Consider the following 20,525-nt stretch of genomic DNA (forward strand, 5'->3'; position numbering starts at 1 on the left):
TCAGTCTTTATCCACTGTAAACATCTTTGTCATTCCTTGACTCCCAGGGGATACTAAGCGGTAACCCAGTTTTTCATAAAAAGCGGGCTCACCTGCAATCATTGAAACATAAGAGCCCGGCAAAACATTTTCTGCTATGTAACCATCAATATATTCCATTACTGTACGCCCTAATCCCTGCCCTTGATAAAGTGGATTGACAGCAACATCGACGACCTCAAAATTACAACCTCCGTCTCCAACCACACGGCCCATTGCCACAAGTTGTTCATCATGTCTAATAACAACTCCAATGATGAATTAGACAACCCACGTGCCGCTGCTTCTAAAGATTTTGCAGATGATCCCGCGACTATTCGCAAATCACAATATTCCCCTGGGCAAGGTACTTTCTCTTCAATTTTGAAAGTCAAAATGTTCACTCCTCAAATCACTAAGAAGTGATAGAACAACAACTGTATAAATACACAGTCAACTAACTCTAACTATCACCTTCCCGAGGTTCTGGTTGTGTTCGAGAATATCGTGGGCTTGCTCAATTTCCTCCCAATATAACTCCTTATATATTGGTATCTTCATCGCCGGATCCGATAAGTGTGGACCAAATTCATTCAGAAAATCTTTCACTAATTCCGTTTTATATTCCAAAGAGCGATTTCTTAACGTGCTCCCATGCAAGTTGAACCTTTTTGCGAGTAACTTGGCAAAGTCTAGCTCTGTATATCTTCCGCCTAGCACTGCGAGCATCACACAGTGACAATCCATTGCTGCAGCTCTTAGGTTCGCTCTGAGGTATTCACCGCCTACTGGATCAAGAATGACATTTGCTTTCAAACCAAGCTTTTTCATTTCTTCAGCAAAATCACAGTCTAAATAATTAATAGTATGATCTGCACCCAGAGATTTAGCATACTCGGCCTTTTCCTTGCTACTTTGGGTGGTAATGACCGTTGCACCTAGCCTTTTTGCAATCCTTATGGCAGCACTGCCAACACCCGAAGCACCGCCATGGCAAAGTAAAACCCCATTAGAATTTAGCTGCCCAGTTCGCACAATCGCATCATAGGCCGTAAGATATATTTCTGCTACGCCTGCCGCATAGCTCAATGACAAACCTTCGGTTAACGGCATGAGTAATTCACTTTGTGCAACCACATACTCAGCATAGCCGCCGCCAGAGGTTAAACAGAACACTTGGTCACCAAGTAAATGTTCAAGCTCAGAAGACGCCACTTGAACTATCGTTCCAGACACTTCCAAACCTAATATCCCGCTATCGCCTTCAGGCGCAGGATACTTCCCTTGTTTTTGCAAAATGTCTGCTCTATTAACCCCAAACGCATGTACTTTGATTAGCACTTGCTTTGCACTCAATGTTGGTGTTTCGGTGTACTGGATTTGAAGCTGAGAAGACGCGTGACTGATATAACGCATCTTCTTTGGGATCACTGAACTTTTTTCCATACTTCCTTCTCGACGAACTTACCATCTTCATACAGTTCATGATGCCATAAATTACCATCAACCTTGTAGCTGAATGACATCGTTCGACCAAGTAAGGAAGTAACATTTCCATATTCATAGGTTTCGATAAATCTATTTCCCTCTATTTTGTAGCTCCCCCCACCAGCGTATTTAAACTTTCCTTCGCTTTGCGTAATGTAACTGTGGTGAGCCTCAGTAATTAACTTTATCGACGTCAAGCTCGGCGCTTGCGCTGATACAATGCCATCTGCGGTGGCATATTTTCCCTCAACAAATTCCCAAGTACCTAAAAGTGGGTTTGCCAAAGCAATTGGACTCAATAACAATAAACTAAGTACGGTGACTTTCATCTTATTTCCCTTTAACGTTGTTTTATTCAGTTTTACACAATCACCCAATCAGGTCAGTTGAGATAATCTCAACATCAAGAATGAAATGATGCGTTCTCAGGTCTATTTATGAAGTAACCATTGTAGAGAAAATAGTGAAATTATTAATGTTCATACTGTTGTTCGACTTAACTGCATCCACTCAGGCAACCGAAATTGAAATCGACTATAAGAGCTGGATAAGTAGCAGTGATAGACAACATGTGGAAACTTGGCTAGAACACGGTAAAGCAACAGAGCGTTCCTTGGGAGTATTACAACAATTTACACTTCCATTTATCATTGAACCGAGCTATTCGCATCTGAGCCTGTGCCGTGGGCCACGGTTCAACGTGGCAAACCCGATGCTGTTCTACTCCAAATCAAACGATTTACCTCAAGCCGAGTGTTGATTAAAGATTGGACCTTGTACCATGAAATAGCTCACCTTTATCACCCGTTGCTTGACCACTCAGATTTTTGGCTTGCAGAGGGGCTTGCTACCTATTTAACCTGATCTGCGGATAATTAATGCCTTTCTAGCAGCCAGTTTTAGCGCTAACTGCGTTGAATTCACTTCCAATAGCCAGCTATTGGAAGTGAATTCGCCTTGCCTACAGGATGTAGGTACCTTAGCGAGAGCAGGACGCGGAAGCGGTGTTTTCCCTAAAACTCACTGGCTAAACAAGGAAAAAAGTTAAGTTGTGCTTTAGCAACAATGAGTTGGAACATTCCTTATCCAAACCTCAGGTTATTTACAAAATGTCATTATGCTAGAGAACGGTATTTTTAATGTTGGGTGTTTCGTACAAGATTAATCTCAGGGCTCAGCCGAGGCGCAAGAAATACCCTAATGAATAAAGGGACGCTTAAAAGAGTGAGCGAACAAATATGGTCATTAAATACGCAGAAAATAGTCTATTGGAGTGGGGTTGCATTCTTTATAGAAGCAGAAATTGCACTACAGGATATGGGCAATAAGAATACTATCAGAACGCTTATTTCCTCGTTTCAGCAGTGCTGTAAAAGCAGTGTAATATCGGGAGACCGTAACAGTGGACGTTTATTTATTGCGAGCCTAGATAAACTATCCAAAACGACCATATTTTCCAATCGATATGCTAACTATACAGTAGAGGGATTTCCCTGGTCTAAGTAAAGCTCATATCTGTAGCTTGCAGCCATTAAGATAAAATGTTTAATAGAATCCTTGAACGACCACCCTATCTGTTATAAATATTAATATGTCATAGAAAACTAAGCTTGCTTGGTTTGCTGCTTTTCTGACTCAATAGCGGTTGTCATTGCGCCAAGTAACTCAGTTAACTGTACTTCAGCACACTCTAGTTGTTTATTCTTCAACTTAACGTCCAACTCGTTTGCAATTTTATGAATATCAATGCAATCAAACATCGCAGCAGTGCCTTTTATCGCGTGAACTGTTTTTGCTAACGCATCGTAATCCTGATACTTAGCTTGATTCTTGATCTGAATCATTTGCTCATGCAGCCCAGAAATATACTGTTGTTTTAACTGATAAAACTCAGCTTCCGGCAGATAAACTTCCTCATCTACTTGGATATCCAAATAATAGGCTATTTTTTGACTGAATACGACTCTATCAATAGGTTTTGCAAGATGATCACTAAATCCAAGCTTTAAATAACGCTCAATTTCATGCTGCATGGTGTTGGCAGTTAATGCAATCACAGGCGTGCTACATCCCGTTGCCTGAATAAAGCTAAATGCCTGCTCACCATCCATTACCGGCATTTGGATATCCATTAATATCAAATCGAAATCATCATCTAGTACCGCCTGTACTGCTAGCTGACCATTTTCAACCGCCGTCACTGATAAGCCCATCCGCTCTAAAATACGCTTAATAAGCTTACTATTGTCTGTGTTATCTTCAGCTAATAACACCTCACCTTTAAGCTCTTGATTTATTTCATCAGGTATTGTGCCTTGTTCACGAATATCGCCAATCTGAGCGAGACTTTGCACCCACTGTGTTTTCTCGGTGGTATATAAGCCAACAGTAAGAGTAAAGGCGGTACCCGAGCCTACTTCACTTTCTACCGAAATATCACCATCTAATTTTCTTGCTAAGCTTTTGGAAATATTTAGCCCAAGTCCTGTCCCACCATATTTTCTTGATGTGGAAGAGTCAGCTTGATAAAACGCGCTAAATAATTCTTTTTGCTCATCCGCTGTCATTCCTATCCCTGTATCTCGTACCGTGATCATAAGGCGCTCGTTTTGACACGCCACATCAATCGAGATCTTACCAACCGTCGTGAACTTCATTGCGTTAGATGTGAGATTTAGTAATATCTGCCGCAATCGAGTGGGATCAGTAACCACAGAATCAGGCAGTGGAAAGTGATAATTCAATGCAAACTCAAGCCCTTTATCTCTAATTTGCTTACCCAATAGCGAATCGACATGCGCAATCGCTTGAAAAAGGTTTGACTCCACCAACTCGACTTCTAGTTTATTAGCCTCAATTTTAGACATATCCAAAATGTCATTAATTAGTCCAAGTACATGACGCGAGTTTTGTAAAATAACGGAGATGGCGTGATTACGCTCATGTGGCTTAATATCTCCGAGCATAATACCATCGGCATAACCAATAATTGACGTCATTGGTGTTCTTATTTCATGGCTCATGTTCGCCAAAAATCGACTTTTTGCCTCACTAGCATCTCTAAGCTCTGAGGCCACCTGCTCTAACTCATAAGTACGTTTTAACACCTTTGCCTCAAGGTTTTTATTGAGTTCGATATTTTCTTCACTGGTAATTCTAAATTTGTCCGCAACCGCGAAAGCCAACAGTAACGCATCAAGCGCAGTACCTATTAAACCGTAAAGATATAAGTTACTCGAAGATTCAGGTAGCAAACTCAGGTTAGTTAGATTGCCCACCATATTGGGGATCGCCATTGCAATATATGCCATCACAAAATAGCGAGCTGGCTTAAAGCCCTCAACCCAGCGCTTAATACCGACAAATAGTCCGAAACAGAGCGCTAACCCAGTTACTAATGTTGCCCAAATAAAGCCAAAACCTGGGAAAAGAATACAAAACGGTAGTCCAAGCGCCGCTATCACTCCGAGCCAGATAGAAATCGACACATAGTTTGGATGAACATCCTTGAGTTTTAAAAGGTGGATATAAAATAACGCGTTGGTTAACGGCGCAAGCGCAAAACCTAACCAATGTAAGTTTGCAGAGTAAAATCCAAATAACTCGTCGGGAATATGAAAGAAATGGCTCCACGCAAATACCCACACACAAGTGAATAATGCGTAATAAAAATGAGTGATATCTTTAGAGCCGATGTAGATCAATAAGTTATATAGCCCAAGAACAATGCCGACACCAAAACAAAGCGTCATGATAAGGTTTTCATAAACCACTTCCTGCTGAAAGTCTCTCAGAGGCTCAATAGTCAATTTTACCGGGGTGTAAAAGAAATCACTCTCGAAAAGCGTAACGATATAATAATCTTGGTTCGGTTCTAACGTGACTTGATTACCATAATGAAATGCAAATTCATTTTCGACTTTCCCCCCGGAAAATACTCGCTGGACCGCTTTTGGTGTATATATCCTGGACTCGACTTTACTTAAAACCGTATTGTATGGATAAAGCACAAATTCATTTAACGGTGTTTCGTTTCTGATTTTAGTCACCAAGAAATAACGACCAGAAAACAGCGATCTCTTTTTCAGTGGCTCACGTATTGACTCCCACGCTATCAAGTCATTCCAATTCTGGGGAAACCTTGTATTGGAATTAGCCTCATAAGCCTTTCCGACATGATGTAAATTTTGATATTGCCAAGGCTGCGTTAATTTCAACACAGTCTGATCTGCGTATGCGGAACTAGAAAACAGAATTATGCTGAAAATGATCAGTAGTAAACGCATTCTAGCCAGTTACCTTAGTAAAGTTACCTGTGGTTCGGTATTTTATCTGCAAGTTTTCTACCCTCAAGTCAGGTGACTTATCTCTATATAGTGCTCAAACAAAATCAAAAGCGATATGTTACATCCATGCCAATCCTTCTTCCCTCACCTTTAAAGTCTTCCAACATTCCCAAAAAGCTACTTAGGTCAAATTTAAGATGACTATACTCTTTATCTAGAAGGTTTTTACCCCAAATGCCTAACTGCCAGTTTCTATACTCCACCTGTAGATTGGCATTCCAAAGCATATAGCTGGGCTGCTTAGCATAGGGAGATTCGTTTTGGTCGAAGTAATATTCACTTTGATAATCAAATCCTAGTCTACTCTTTACGCTCACTTTATCCCAATTAAACTGATAATTGACCCGGCCAGAGATATTCCACTTTGATGTAAACGGTAGGCGATTATCCGTCAATACAACACCCACTGGATCAATAAACTCTTCAAAGTTTGCTTCGGGTATATAACCAACATCTAATCCTAGATGAGTCTGCTCCGATAGATACCAAGTGTTTTCTATTTCAGCACCATAGATTTTTGACTTACCCACATTTTTAAGTAACTGATAAGGCGGTGCCCCAGATACTTCAGATGCTTGATTCATAAATACCTGCTGGTCTTTATAATCATAGTAAAAAGCAGCCAAATTTGTACCAAATTTTAAATCTTTAAATAACAGCTTAGCACCCACTTCATGGGCAATGAGCTCCTCTGGGCCATAACTGGCTTGCGTTGCCACTGCTTTTGACACTAAAAAGCCGCCGTTATAGCCGCCGNCCCCATTAGACAAACTGTAATAGAGACTCTTATCCGGTTCAATTTTATGGATAACTGACAACTTTCCAGACAAATTACTATCGGACTCTTTTCCCTCAATATCATAGGCAGAAACTAAAATACCAGCGAGGTTATCTCCAAACGGCACATTGAGATACGAGAATGAGTCATAATTCACATCTTCATCGCTATATCTTACTCCTACGAGTACATCTGTATGCTCACTAACTTCATATTCATATTCATATTGACCAAATAAGGCCATTGATTTTACTTTAATATCATTATCATAGAAAAAGGTCGCCGCACTTGCTCCATTAGGAGTTCCCCTAAAATCACGTAATAAGTCATTAAAATTATCTTGATAAATACGCTCTTCTAGTTGAAATAAACCTACCGTTAGAAAGCTAGTCTCCATGCTTTGCTCAAACCTAAGCTCATTCACCAGCTTTTCATTTTTAAGCCCTAACTCACCTTCACATAATGACAATGGACTTCCATCACAATTAAATCCATGTATCCTATCTAAGCGATTGAAAGCCCCAAGATAAATAAGTTGAGACCGGTCACCCAGTGCATACGCGACCTCTGTTGTAACCCCTTTGCTTATACTGTGATGTTTTTGATAATTATTGACCCGTACAGCCCAAAAATCGTCACTGCCAATATTAAAGCCAAGCGCATCAACGCAGTTGCTAGTGCCCGCTTGGGCTGGAGAACATAATGAACCATCCAAAGGGTTTGAGAATAATCCGATATTCCCGACTGGCTGAACCAATCCATTCCAATGACCGTAATCTAATTTCACAAAAACACTGAACTTATCAAACTCGCCAAAATAACTTAGTCGAACATCATTTTGCTCCATATACGCCTCAGGAGCATCAGGCTGTAAATTATACGTTGTGTACTCATAGTTATTGTGGCTAGCTGCAAGTCGCACCGCGCTATTTTGATCTAGGCTATAATTGAGCGTCGCACGCGCTCTTGATAATGAATCAGAACCACCCCCTACGCTAACAGAAGCAAAATTACCATCTATTGGGCGCGCCGTGCGTACTAAAATTGCTCCCCCAGTGGTATTTCTGCCAAAAAGCGTACCTTGTGGGCCTTTTAACACTTCAACTTGTTCAATATCAAATAGATTGATAATTTGATTATTCGCAGATCCAACTGATATACCATCTAAATACACTCCAACCGGAGAAGTGTTTGCTGTATTGTAATCGACTAACCCAACCCCCCGAATGCTGACCGCTGGGGGTGTACCTTCAGCTGCATTTTGACTAATTTTTACATTCGCGACTAAACTACCCAGTTCGGTTGTATCTTTCAGCGCGGCCTCAGTGATGGCTTGTCCGGATATGGGTTTAATAGCGATAGCAACATCATTGATAGATTGCTTTCTTTTTTGGGCGTAGACCTCAATGACTTCGATTTCTTCTTCGACTTGTGCTGATGCTTCCATCGAGACTACTAAGAGTAATGTTAGTGTTATCGTATTTAACAGCACATTTGGATGTGGCATAGTTTGAATCCCGAGCTATATCATGCAATTGCACTATCAGTATAGCTGAATTAAAAAGACCCCCAAACAAATGAACCCGATTACCTTTTTAAGGTTCAAGTTATCGTTCATAATACATACAAATTATACCAAGGTGGGATTTGAGCCCTGCAAATTGCAGGGCGTAGAATATAGGTTAAGCTAATACAGTTGTACAACTAACGGTTCAAAAATCAAGCGTTCGTTTAGCACCTAAAGAGTAATAACTCGGTTATTTAAACGGCTCAAACCCTGATTCTCCACTAATGCTTTGAGGATATCCGGTGATAGCTCTACTCGTTTGCATGCCAGCCATCACAGCAGCTTCAACACAACCTGCATTGACACCGGTTTTAATCCAATCTCCGGTAATGTAGAGGTTATTGAACAAACTGCCGTCAGTGGGCAATCGAAATTGACTACTATCAACAACGCTTAATACATAGCGTTCACTGGGGTCGACATTCACCCTCCAATACTGATTGTTGAACCTAACTTCACCTTCATTATTATCAACATCAAACAATACATTCCAATCAAAGTCGTTACCATGATAAGCCTCTGGCCACAGTGGCTGCATCTGTAATCTAAGTTTTCGCAATGCGTTTTCTTTTACCTGAGCTTTCATACGTTCAGGAAACTCATGATCGCTCTGCGGTGGATAATCTGCGCAGGTAAAAGCACTACAAAAGTAGGCAATATTATTTGGCTGTGTATTTGGCCAATCTTCAACCTCAATTAAATTAGACATCGCGGCCCAAGTGTCAAAAGGTTGAGAAAATGCGCTTAATATTGGTGGCTCATTACTACCAGAAGGATCGTGAAAACCCAGTTCACTGTCAGTTTTAGTAAGCCACAACTGTAATGCTTGAGTCGCAACAGTTTTGACCTTTTCAGCTTGCAACTTTAAGCTGTTATCTTTAGCCAATAATTGCTGACAAAGTGGCTCAAGACTTGCCACTGAGATCCCAAAAATCACTAAATCGAAGTCAGTACCTTTATTTAGTGTTTTTCTCGGTAACCTCTGTCCAAATGCTTGTTGGTAAACCGCTTCCCAATTAGACCAGTAAGACTCTAGGTTAATCTCATGTTCTTTAAGTAGTGCCACTTGCTGCGGGTCAATTTGTTGCCACAGTGGCGAGCTTGGCCAACATGGCAAATCTTTGACTAATTCCAGAGGCTCGTAACTTTGCGTCTCTTTTAGTTTAACCTGTTGAATTAATTGAATGCTATCAACATAATGACCATCATCATCCTGTGCACAGTGTAACGATTCAACCTGATGAAAAAACGCAAACTTAACGCCTCGGTGTTTGAGCAGCTCATAGATAGGAGAGAAAATAATATCTCCCATCCCCGCTTGCATTTTCCACATCACACCACCGCGATAACACAGCATAATCCGAAGCATGGCCAAAGCCGCAACGCCAGCTTCGACATTTGGTTTTTTAAAATCCCCGTCTTCATAGCCAAAAACGAGGTCATAAAAGCCGCGGACAGGGGCAGAGTCCACAGATAGCGATTCATTTGCGCCATTGCGCTTTAGCCACTGTTTAAAATCGTATCGATCTAGATAACCAAACCCTCGTGAATAGACTTTGTCACGGAGCATGCCAATGGTCATCGCAACACCTAAATCTATGCATATATATAGACGTCTAATGACAGGGTTGTCATCAATTAAGTCGTTTACTTCAGACTGCAACCAACGCCTAATTTTTCGAACCATATACCAAACAACTAAGTGATCTTTCTTATTTTCTAAACGATGATCAGCTTCACGTACCGTTAGAAAATTACTAAGTTGCGTTATTAACAGCTTTGGTGTGGATACGACCTCTTGGACATGGTTTTCTGCGTCATCAAATAGAGCTCTAGCCTTTTCTTCTACACTATCAAAAAAGCTTTTAACTTCCTGTCCCAAGTGAGCAAGCAGCGTTTTGTCTCTTTCTTTTTTAGTTTTGAGTTGTGTGGATTTGTGGGTTTTCTCAACTTCGCATTCCAAATCATCAACCCACTTGTGTAGCCAAGCCGCAAGTAATTTTAAAATCTGCCAAAAATGTAAATCGAGTGTGCCATCTGCTGGATTACCTGGGATCTCAGGGAAATCTACTGACCAAGTTTGCCATTGCTGATCAATATATTCTTGCAACACCACCAAACTATGTGGTTTTAGCGCTTGTTGCCAAGTGTGAATGGGGATATAACTCGAGCGTTCAAGCTTATTATAAACGATCTCTATTGCCCTAAAAGAATTGACATAGGCACCAAACCAAACGTGAAGACCGTGCTCCTCTATACGTTCGCCGTATTCAGCATTACGACCACTGGCCCCTTTGCCTCCCAGGCGCCAGCCTTGCTGATAAACGGTAATATCATAGCGCTCTTGCCAATCGTCTTGTTCAGTCATGTATACCGCAGCAGTCATTGCCGAAACACCGCCGCCAAGTATTGCTACTTTTTGTTTGCTCATAAATCTTCCTTTTTCTAACGTGTTGACGAGCAACACCTAAAGCCACATAGAAAGACAACTAAACATGCAAATATCGCTTTAGTAAAAAATCGTGTTTTTTATGCCACCAGTACACTAACGATGGAGGTTAGCCATACTCTGAGCACTGGAAACAATTTCTTCCACTCCTGCCTGATCGAAGTCCATTTTCACAAAGTAAGGTAGTTTGACCTCGCTTTTGCCTATTGGAATGCCAAACATTTTATCCAGTGGAAACGCATCCATTCGTTGTAGATTCAGGCTTAAGTCATCTTTGATAAAGCCAATTTTGTGGATTTTCTTCACCTCTGAAGGGGAATGCACCACTGCCGAATATACAGACTTCTCGGCACGACCATCTGGAAACTGCTTAAATAATATTTGATCCATTTGCGGATGGGTAAACCCTGATAAGAACTGCTTAAGAAATTGGCTATCGACGTTTAAATCAGACACCGAATCTTTGAAAAGCTCAGCAATTTCTTCACCCACTTCCAACACTTCTTTTAGCCATGACTCCCCGTCATCCTCAGGTTCAATGGATAACAATTCATGCCATGCCATTTTGACGTTGGGATCAAATTCCTTAAAGGTCTCCAGAGAGAGGGAAAAGCTCAGTGGGTCACCAAAGTTATCAGGCATTTCGTAGCGACATAAATATTTGTTGTAGCCCCATATTTCTCGACCATTTATCAGTGCGTTAATGTTGTTGACCGAGATAAATGCTGGATACCAATATAGATGTTCTGCCTTTAACGTTTCGAGATTGACTTGCAGAATAGGCAACCAGATGATGACATCGGTTTCTTGCATATATCCATAGTTACTAAATGGCGGCACTTTTGACGCGATATTTTCAATATCTGTAAATGTCAATAAGCACCAATCGGTTAGGGCCCTGAATACAAATTCACTACTAGAAACCGAATTAAGCGTTTTATCAACATAGGTTTGGATTGTTGATTTTTTTCCTTTGACAAAAAAGCCATACATTTGTGCATTTAGCATTCTGCATGGAGGTTTGGCGATCGGATTACTATAAAAATGTTGATAATCAGGCAACTCGGGATACATCTTTCACTCCTTAAAGTATGATAAGTTAGTGTTTAGTGTAGTTCGCTCAAGCCGCTTTTGCGTATGTTGTTATGAAAACTCCGCTTCTCGTTGCACAACCTCGATATAGTTACGCGACTCTCGCTGGCAAAAATACTGATAATGCGAGTATGCGTACTCATCATAGTTACCCGAAAGCTTGTTCATAAAACCGTGTAAATACCGCGTTCGGATACAATCCAGCCCTTTTTTATCTTTTAACTGTTCAATAACGGGCTCAACGTCAAAATGAGATTCAACTTGAGCAAAGAAGATAGACACATCACAGCTGGGCTTAATATTTAGATGATTACGTATTTGACTGGGATAAAATGCAATAAGCTGCTCAACAGAGCGAGATGCACCTTGTCCAGACAATGCAACCCATGCAGCAGCTCCACCTGCACTAAAGCCAATAATAAGTTTTGGTTTGTATTCAGAAATCGCTGCTGATACTTTGTCAGCATATAAACGGTGACCACACTGAACCAAAAACAGCTCATAACAATCCGATTCTGAGACACTGTTTGGTTCTTCTATAAATGGTGAAAGCACCTGTACGTCACTTCCAAGCGATTTAGCAAAACGATCAATATGATCCGTATAACCGAAAATATCGGTAACGATTAATATAGCCATCGGTTTTCCTTATTAATAATTTATAGTTATTGGCTTGTATGACTTTCCTTGCCATGCGGCCTTATCTGCTTATATTTGGATTAACGCGCTGCAATCAAGCTCTTTATTCAATCGCTTAACTGAGCTTTAATTAGCACGCTTTTACCCAGAACTAAAACCTCTTTTAAAACTAGCATACCGCCAACCTCTGTAAACATTAAATACAAATTAAATAAACATTAATTTAATCATCAATATCGCCAACAATGCTAAGCTTATTGTAAGTTCAGCAAGAGTGACCCAATTTGATCAAAATCATCTTACTCCTCTTCATTGCTTTTCAATCCAGTTTTGTATTTGCAAAACAAATAACTTGGATTGCTATAGACTTCGCGCCTTATTATATCCTTTCTGACGATTTGGAAGGGCAAGGACGAGACGAGTTATTGATAAAACTTATTCATCAACAGATGCCCGACTACACATTCAATTATAAAGTGTTCCCCGCATCGAGGGCGATACATGAGCTCTCTAATTTCAACAACCAATATTGTATGATCTCCCTCTATAAAACAGCCGAACGACAAAGACATATCGCTTTTAGTGATGAGTATTCCACCATCGGATTGTCAACCTCTGCCGCACTAAGGAAAGATGTCGCAAAGTCACTAGGCATTACCAATAGCGCAATAGATTTGGAAAAGCTCGTAACTGAGCATGGACTAACCGTAGGTGTGGCGGCAAACCGGTCGTTTGGTCATGAAATTGATGCGTTATTGGCGAGTTTACCTACCAAGCAAGTCCTTGTAAGACCAGGAAGGGATACATTAGAGAGTTTGACTATCATGCTACTCAAAAAAAGAGTCGACGTGATACTCGGATACCCAAGTGAGCACCACTACCACAAATTACATGTAGATAAGCAGGATGAATTGACACAAGTCAGATTGAGTATCGCCTCGCAGATAACTGCTGGATATGCAGGCTGTAATAACAATGCAATTGGTAAAGAACAGATAACTGTAATTAGCGAAGCATTAAAGCAAGCACATAAAAACGAGCAGTTTAGACTGGCTATGTCTCGTTGGTTACCAGAGCAATTTCAGCCACAGCTAGCTAGTATTTTTAAAAACTAACTTTGTAAAACTAGGGCCTGTTGAACTTTGCTGTTTGATTTTTGTTCTTCTGAGTGTGTTTTGGTCGCGACGCTCGACTTGCCGCCTAGTAATCTAGGCAAAAGTTGAGCAACAATGAACAAAGCGCACTCAGGTGAACCCAAAGGACAGCGCTTGATTGGTATTTCTACTGTGTTATCGCCTGACTCACATAGAATAACTATGCTACGCAGGCTCTGCCTTGTACAAATACCAATCAAACTGCTGCAAAAACAAACTTGAAAGGTAAATAGGCCCTAATATTGCGCTTGAAAAGTGGACTCCTACTAGAATATAAAGCGCAGCACCACGTATTTAACCTGAGGTTTGGATAAGGAATGTCCCAACTCATTGTTGCTAAAGCACAACTTAGTTTTTTCTTTGTCTAGCCAGAGAGTTTTAGGGAAAACACCGCTTCCGCGTCCTGCTCTCGCTAAGGTACCTACATCCTGTAGGCAAGGCGAATTTACGCACCAATAGCTGGCTATTGGAAGTGAATTCAACGCAGTTAGCGCTAAAACTGGCTGCTAGAAAGGCATTGATTATCCGCAGCTCAGGTTATTTAGTAACACGTGGTGCTAGTAGCGCTTACTTACGAATACCTTCTAAGTGCAAACCGATGGTAACGTGCGTTGACGCCGGCCCTAGATCATAGTCGATGTCATAATCAGCAAGTTTTAACTGGGTTTCTCCTTCAAAGCCAACTCGGTATCCACCCCATGGATCTTTACCTTCACCCACTTTTTGAACATCAAACTCGATATGCTTTGTTACCCCATTGAGTGTGAAGCTTCCTTTCACCTTCGCATTTGTATCATCGCTAAAAGTAATCGAGTTACTCTTAAAAGTCGCTTTAGGATTTGCTTTAACGTTTAAGAAATCATTACCGCGCAAATGCTTATCACGCTCTGCATGATTCGAGTCAATAGAAGCAGTATCGATCACTACATTGATTTTTGATGCATTTGGATTTTTTGCATCATAGCTGAAGTCTCCTTCAAAGCTATTAAATCGACCATGCAACCAGCTGTATCCTAAATGTTTGATTTTAAAGTTTACAAAGGCATGCGCACCCTTAGTATCAATTACATAATCCGCAGCATTTACTCCAGCCGATAAGGTCATAGCCGCCATGCTTACTGCAATAATTGTCTTTTTCATGTTTTAATCCTCAACTTTTGTAGCATTTGGTACCTTGAGCATTCGAACTAAGGTACGATCTTTATTTATAAAGTGGTGTTTGAGCGCTCCCACAATGTGTAGCGCCACTAATCCAATGAGTCCCCAAGCAGTGTATAAATGCACAGTGCCTGCAATATCACTTTGTTCTTCAAACAGCTCCCCTACACCAGGAACAGAAAACCAGTTAAACACCTCTATAGCTCTACCATCCGAGGTGGAGATTAAGTAACCTGTGACAAACAGCCCAAACAAACCTAAATACAAAACGACGTGAACGACATGTGCTATTGTGTTTTGCAATTTGTCCATGGGAGTTACTTCACTTTCGGGGTTCACACTAGGATTGGCAACCTTCCAAATCAGTCTCAGTACTATCAAAGCTGCTAGCAGCATTCCTATGCTTTTGTGAATATGTAATCCATCACGGTAGAAAGGATCGTAATAACTGAGTTCGACCATGTACAACCCAAGACCAAACATGCCAAATACCACAAGCGCACTAACCCAATGAAAGATGATGGCTAACAAACCATAGTTTTGTGATGTATTTTTAAACATAATATTCAGCTAATAAAACTCATTCTCAATAAGAGTAAGCTTATATGCTAAAAGTTCAGAGAGAAAGCCATAAATTTAGCGTTAGATTGTGCATATATGCACACAAAAAAGGCGCTTCATAATACAAGCGCCTTGAGTCGGGGGGAGTGTAAACTAATTTTTATAGAAGTAGCTGTCCTTCGTGATGCTAATCTTGGCATCTTGTTGCGACTCTATAGTGAATTGGATTGGAGTCCGTTTACCTTTTAGCTCATAGCCATCAGCAGTCACCGTTACAGGGATTAATGCCATGTCGCCGCCAGCGATATGCGTCGTGATTGGGGCTGTTAGTTTCGCATCTGGTAGTCCCTTTAAGCTCACGGTGTAAGTTAAATCATGTTGCGTTTTGTTAATTACACTTAAGGTATATGGGTTCTCGACTAAACCCTCATAATTAACGCGATAAAGCGCATTACGGTCGCGAATGACAGAGGCTTCTATAGGCGTACGATTGAATGCCCAAATCACCATAGTGACTACTATCAATACGGTAATTGCACCATAGCCCACTATTTTTAACCTAAATGGGTTGGACTTTTTACCCGCTTGCTCGTGCTCACTTTGATATTTAATCAAGCCTGGCTGATAGCCGAATTTATTCATCGTTTCGTTACACGCATCAATACATAAACCACAGTTAATGCATTCATATTGAAGACCATTCCGAATATCAATACCAGCAGGGCACACTTCAACACATAAATTACAGTCTACACAGTCACCGAGCCCCAGCTGTTTTGGATCTGCTTTGCGTTTGCGACGGCCTCTATTTTCACCACGTTCACTATCATAGGTGACGACTAATGTGTCTTTGTCAAACATGACCGATTGAAAACGAGAGTATGGACATGCCACAGTACACATTTTTTCTCGCAAAAAGCCCGCATTTCCATAGGTGCAAAGTGCGAATAAAAATACCCAGAAGGAAGTGAGGCCAGTCCACTCGAGCGTAAACATATCGAAATACAGTTCTTTTGCAGGAATAAAATAGGCCATAAATGACGTGGCAGTAAACACTGAAATTATCAACCAAATAGCATGTTTTGCCGTTTTCTTAGCAACTTTTTTACTATTCCAGTCTGATTTGTCTAACTTTATTCTTTGGTTGCGAGTCCCCTCCACTCGGTGCTCAACCCAAGTGAACATCAGCATCCAAATCGTTTGCGGGCAAGTATAGCCACACCAAACGCGACCCAACCAAGTCGTGACAAAAAATAGAGCAAAGGCACCTACCATAAAAATCCAAGCTAAAATCATAAAGTCTTGAGGGAGAAAAGTGGCACCAAATATCCTAAATTGCTGTTTACCAAAATCAAGCAAGATGGCCTGCTGCCCGTTGTACGGGATCCAAGGAATGAGAACGAAAGTTAACATTAAAAACCAGCCAAGGTTTCTTCTTATTTTTTGGAAAAAACCTTTTTGCTCTCTGACGTAAATAGGCCCTTCTTGTTTGTAAGGCTTAATGATCATGTCTTCTTCTTTGATATCAAACTTCATGTTATTTGCTACATTGATAATACACGAGTTTGATATTGCAACTTTCAGACCAATCTGAAAGTTTATAAATAATTGATTTTTATGAAATTTATTTTCATAACATTTTAAATATCGCGAAATATCACGCATAGACGCGAAATATCACGAAAGTTTAGCGATTTTTAGTTTTTTCATTTTCGACCTCAGCGTACTTTCGGGTAGTCCTAACTTATCAGCCGCACCGTTGCTGCCAGCGATCTTCCAATTACTTATTTCTAGCACTCTTAATATGTGCTCAGCTTCCGCTTGCGCTAAAGTCAGTTCACCGCTTTCAGATTTATGCTTCTCAGTAGCGTTAAGTGCTTGAGATAAGTCAAGTAAGCGACCTTTAGATAATATCGCTTCGCGCTCCAACACGTTTTGGAGTTCTCGAATATTACCAGGCCAATCATAACGCTGTAGCGCATGAATAGCCTTTTTTGAGATCCCCCGAAGTTGCTTACCCAGCTTTTTGTTGAGCTGCACGATGAGGTTGTTGGCCAATACTGGTATGTCCTCTATACGTTCTCGCAGTGCAGGCACTCGAATAGGAAAAACGTTTAAACGGTAATATAAATCCATTCTAAACTCCCCTTCCTCGACCATTTTCCATAAATCTCTGTTGGTCGCCGCGACTATCCGTATATCTACTTGAATCGACTTACTTCCCCCTACACGCTCAAACTCTCGCTCTTGTAACACACGTAATAACTTGCTTTGCGCTTCTGGCGGTAACTCTCCAATTTCATCTAAAAATATTGTCCCTTTATCTGCCAGTTCAAAACGCCCTTTACGTCTTTCATTCGCTCCAGTAAATGCACCTTTTTCATGTCCAAACAATTCAGATTCAATCAAGGTTGGTGAAAAAGCCGCGCAATTTACTTTAACGAAAGGTTGCGATGAACGCTCACTAAGGCGGTGCAGATTTCTGGCAACAAGCTCTTTACCCGTGCCGTTTTCCCCTAAAACCAATACCGTACTGTCGGTCTGACTAACCAGTTCAAGCTGCGCCAACATGGCCTGAAATATTGCGCTGCTGCCCACCAAACCCGAGTCTTGCCAATTTTCATTTAATGTCTCTAGCAGATAGGCATTTTCATCTTTGAGTTGCTCAGTAAGTACTTGAACTTTATTCAACGCTTCTCTCAGAGCATTTTCAGTTTTGTGTTGTTGCGACACATCGCGAAATATCGCGACTGCACCGATAATTTGCTGATCTTTAAAGATTGGTGTTGAGGTATATTCTACAGGGAAACAACTCCCATCCTTCCGCCAGAACACCTCATTGATTACCTGTCGTGTTTTACCATCAAACATTGTTTTGTAGATGTTACATTCATCAGCAGGATAATCACTCCCATCTGCATGACTATGGTGATGGTACTGATGTATTTTTTTCCCCAAAAGCTCATCACTTTGCCACCCAGTCATACGCTCCGCGGCAGGGTTTACAAAAACAGCGTTACCGGAAAGGTCAAAACCATAGATCCCCTCTCCAACCGCATTCAATAATAATTTAGGGTCCGCCAAAAAGTGTTTGATAATAGACATAGCAATCCTCGCGATATTTCGCGATCAATTATATAACCATAGCCTCTTACTGTCAGCCACGAGTTTTGCTTAATAATTATCATCGCCACAACAAACATGCATTTTTTACTCATGAAAGTGTAAAATGAAATAAAGCTTTCAAATTGAGTAACTGCGTGGACAAATCAACTTATATTCCCAGCGTGTTTCTGGACGACATAAAAACCTACTTGCCAGACCATCTTAACATCGAAGACTTTATAGATAAGTGCCAGTCTCCTTTACGCCGAGCAGTCAGAGTCAATACCCTAAAAATGTCTATCACGGAATTCTTAACCTACTGCGAAAAAAGTGATTGGCAGGCAGAACCGATCCCTTGGTGTGAGGAAGGGTTTTGGATATCAAGAAGTGAACAAGAAGAAGCTAATCTTACTATCGGCAACACAGATATCCATTTAAGTGGCTGCATCTATGTCCAAGAAGCTAGTTCCATGTTGCCACCCACGGCACTGAAATCGACTATCAGCAGTGATGATATTAATTTGGATATGGCGTCAGCACCAGGTTCGAAAACTTCGCAGCTCGCAGCTTATATGGATGGGCGTGGCGTACTAATCGCTAATGAGCTATCTTCATCTCGACTCAAAGCCCTTGCAGCAAATATGAAACGTATGGGCATACGCAATGTTGCGTTGTCTCACTTTGACGGCTGTATCTTTGGCGATTATATGCATGAATGTTTTGATAACATCTTGCTTGATGCACCATGCTCAGGAGAAGGCACTGTTAGAAAGGACCCAAATGCCCTTAAAAACTGGTCAATTGAGTCTAATGTTGAAATTGCACAAGTGCAGAAGCAACTGATAGACAGCGCATTTCAAGCCTTAAAGCCAGGCGGTACCTTAGTGTATTCAACTTGTACGTTAACACCTCTGGAAAATCAGCAAGTATGCCAACACCTCATTGATAATTACCCCCAAGCAGTAGCCATCGAAAACCTATCGACTTTATTCGAGGGTGCTGAAAAAGCTACAACGTCCGAAGGATACTTGCATGTGTGGCCTCAGCTATATGATAGCGAGGGGTTTTTCATTGCTCGATTTAAAAAGTTAAGCACGGTTGAAGTTAAGAACCCAAAACAGAAAAAAGGCGCTTTCCCTTTTGAAGTACTAGACAAGAAAACCACTCAACTATTGTTATCCGTACTAAAGAAACAGTTTGGTATTGCCCAACTTGACGGTAAGTTGATGCAGCGCGATAAAGAGGTGTGGCTATTTCCTGACAACTTTGAAGCAATCCAAGATAAGATCAAATATTCCCGCATAGGGATTTTAATCGGTACTACCCATAAAAACGGGGTAAGATTAGAGCATGAGTTTGCCACTACTTTCGGTCACTTAGCGTCTAAAAACACTTTAGCACTAACAAAAGAGCAAGCAAAAGATTACTTTAATGGCAAGGATATACGCCTAGATGAAGTTACCAAACTAACTGGAGAGGTGATCCTCACGCTATGTGGCAGTGCCATCGGGTTAGGAAAATGGCAAAAGAATAAAGTTAAAAACAGTTTGCCTCGGGATTTAATTAAAGACGGCCTGTTGATAACTTGGGTATAACCTGAATATACCCTTTTGATATTTTTAAGACCAATTATGAATATAAAGAACAACTCTTTGTTTTATATAAACTTAATAAATCATTCATTTATTTGTAAAAAGAATGAAAGGTTAACTAAACTTAACAGTACTTTCTACTTCTCCCTACAGTCTTAGAAGGTGTTTTTAGTTAGCGCACGGCTCAATCTTGAGCCTTTCCCTAGGCCCAGAACTTAGCAGGTAAGTTTCTGGGCGTTTTTTTATCAGTTAACCAGAGGCTAGTTAGGTCAACATTTCGAGTTCTGTGATGATCTGCATCGCGGCTTCATTACTGTCACCGCACACATCTTCCATGGCCTTAAATTGCAAACACACCTGTGGACGCTCTGGCTGGTTAAACAGTTTACACAGATTATTTTCATCTAGTTGAATACACCGCTCCCCCGCAGGTTTACCATTTGGCATACCCGGAATGGGTGTTGAAATACTTGGTGCTATACAACAAGCGCCACAACCAAGCCTACAATCCATTCTGTTTCTCGCAATTTTGACAATAAGTGGTGTATTTTATCGAAAAATCGACTACACGTAAAAGC

General features: G+C 40.9%; 17 protein-coding genes. 4 read left to right on the forward strand and 13 right to left on the reverse strand.

Annotated features, from left to right (window positions below; genetic code table 11):
* Positions 1-255: a GNAT family N-acetyltransferase gene (locus tag CKO50_RS24460; RefSeq protein WP_255229432.1), complete on the reverse strand. Its 255-nt coding sequence runs from the start codon at positions 253-255 to the stop codon at positions 1-3.
* An 18-nt stretch (positions 256-273) separates the two neighbouring features.
* Here CKO50_RS24460 and CKO50_RS24465 point away from each other — a divergent pair, with 18 nt between their 5' ends.
* Positions 274-444, forward strand: coding sequence for a hypothetical protein (locus CKO50_RS24465; protein ID WP_255229429.1), 171 nt, complete (start codon positions 274-276; stop codon positions 442-444).
* Positions 445-471: 27 nt separating this feature from the next.
* Here the strand turns inward: CKO50_RS24465 and CKO50_RS04855 are convergent, their stop codons facing one another.
* Both CKO50_RS04855 and CKO50_RS04860 read right to left on the reverse strand, forming a co-directional pair.
* Positions 472-1,464 carry an NAD(P)H-quinone oxidoreductase gene (locus CKO50_RS04855; RefSeq protein ID WP_095727242.1) on the reverse strand — a complete coding sequence of 331 codons (993 nt, stop codon included), beginning with the start codon at positions 1,462-1,464 and terminating at the stop codon, positions 472-474.
* Complete coding sequence (locus CKO50_RS04860; RefSeq protein ID WP_095727243.1) at positions 1,446-1,835, reverse strand: hypothetical protein; 390 nt, start codon at positions 1,833-1,835, stop codon at positions 1,446-1,448. The genes CKO50_RS04855 and CKO50_RS04860 overlap by 19 nt, the downstream gene beginning before the upstream one ends.
* A 134-nt stretch (positions 1,836-1,969) precedes the next feature.
* Here CKO50_RS04860 and CKO50_RS04865 point away from each other — a divergent pair, with 134 nt between their 5' ends.
* Positions 1,970-2,266, forward strand: coding sequence for a hypothetical protein (locus CKO50_RS04865; protein WP_255229430.1), 297 nt, complete (start codon positions 1,970-1,972; stop codon positions 2,264-2,266).
* Between the two features lie 844 nt (positions 2,267-3,110).
* Here CKO50_RS04865 and CKO50_RS04875 read toward each other — a convergent pair.
* The 5 genes from CKO50_RS04875 to CKO50_RS04895 all read right to left on the reverse strand — a co-directional run bounded on the left by CKO50_RS04875 (position 3,111) and on the right by CKO50_RS04895 (position 12,377).
* Complete coding sequence (locus CKO50_RS04875) at positions 3,111-5,792, reverse strand: ATP-binding protein (RefSeq protein ID WP_095727244.1); 2,682 nt, start codon at positions 5,790-5,792, stop codon at positions 3,111-3,113.
* A 104-nt stretch (positions 5,793-5,896) separates the two neighbouring features.
* Positions 5,897-8,137, reverse strand: a complete 2,241-nt coding sequence (locus CKO50_RS04880; protein WP_095727245.1) for a TonB-dependent receptor — start codon at positions 8,135-8,137, stop codon at positions 5,897-5,899.
* Positions 8,138-8,387: 250 nt separating this feature from the next.
* Positions 8,388-10,628 (reverse strand): NAD(P)-binding protein, encoded by a 2,241-nt coding sequence (locus CKO50_RS04885; RefSeq protein ID WP_095727246.1) that lies wholly within the window; start codon positions 10,626-10,628, stop codon positions 8,388-8,390.
* Positions 10,629-10,742: 114 nt separating this feature from the next.
* Entirely contained in the window at positions 10,743-11,720 is a 978-nt protein-coding gene (locus CKO50_RS04890; protein ID WP_095727247.1) for an acetoacetate decarboxylase, read from the reverse strand.
* Positions 11,721-11,789: 69 nt separating this feature from the next.
* Positions 11,790-12,377 carry a dienelactone hydrolase family protein gene (locus tag CKO50_RS04895; RefSeq protein WP_095727248.1) on the reverse strand — a complete coding sequence of 196 codons (588 nt, stop codon included), beginning with the start codon at positions 12,375-12,377 and terminating at the stop codon, positions 11,790-11,792.
* Between the two features lie 284 nt (positions 12,378-12,661).
* Between CKO50_RS04895 and CKO50_RS04900 the strand changes: the two genes are divergently transcribed.
* Entirely contained in the window at positions 12,662-13,492 is an 831-nt protein-coding gene (locus CKO50_RS04900) for a transporter substrate-binding domain-containing protein (RefSeq protein WP_095727249.1), read from the forward strand.
* A 606-nt stretch (positions 13,493-14,098) separates the two neighbouring features.
* Here the strand turns inward: CKO50_RS04900 and CKO50_RS04910 are convergent.
* The 4 genes from CKO50_RS04910 to CKO50_RS04925 all read right to left on the reverse strand — a co-directional run bounded on the left by CKO50_RS04910 (position 14,099) and on the right by CKO50_RS04925 (position 18,355).
* A complete protein-coding gene (locus CKO50_RS04910; protein WP_095727251.1) occupies positions 14,099-14,671 on the reverse strand; it encodes a YceI family protein in 573 nt (190 codons plus the stop codon).
* A 3-nt stretch (positions 14,672-14,674) separates the two neighbouring features.
* Positions 14,675-15,250: a cytochrome b gene (locus CKO50_RS04915; protein WP_095727252.1), complete on the reverse strand. Its 576-nt coding sequence runs from the start codon at positions 15,248-15,250 to the stop codon at positions 14,675-14,677.
* A gap of 153 nt (positions 15,251-15,403) precedes the next feature.
* A complete protein-coding gene (gene ccoG / locus CKO50_RS04920; RefSeq protein WP_095727253.1) occupies positions 15,404-16,786 on the reverse strand; it encodes a cytochrome c oxidase accessory protein CcoG in 1,383 nt (460 codons plus the stop codon).
* 141 nt (positions 16,787-16,927) lie between these two features.
* On the reverse strand, positions 16,928-18,355 hold the full coding sequence (locus tag CKO50_RS04925) for a sigma-54-dependent Fis family transcriptional regulator (protein ID WP_095727254.1): 1,428 nt from the start codon (positions 18,353-18,355) through the stop codon (positions 16,928-16,930).
* Positions 18,356-18,510: 155 nt separating this feature from the next.
* Here CKO50_RS04925 and rsmF point away from each other — a divergent pair, with 155 nt between their 5' ends.
* Positions 18,511-19,950, forward strand: a complete 1,440-nt coding sequence (gene rsmF / locus CKO50_RS04930) for a 16S rRNA (cytosine(1407)-C(5))-methyltransferase RsmF (protein ID WP_095727255.1) — start codon at positions 18,511-18,513, stop codon at positions 19,948-19,950.
* A gap of 261 nt (positions 19,951-20,211) precedes the next feature.
* Here the strand turns inward: rsmF and CKO50_RS04935 are convergent, their stop codons facing one another.
* Positions 20,212-20,460, reverse strand: coding sequence for a YkgJ family cysteine cluster protein (locus CKO50_RS04935; protein ID WP_010371625.1), 249 nt, complete (start codon positions 20,458-20,460; stop codon positions 20,212-20,214).
* Between the last annotated feature and the right edge of the window lie 65 nt (positions 20,461-20,525).

It is taken from the genome of Pseudoalteromonas sp. HM-SA03 (genome assembly GCF_002289345.1).
Taxonomy (GTDB): Bacteria; Pseudomonadota; Gammaproteobacteria; order Enterobacterales; family Alteromonadaceae; genus Pseudoalteromonas.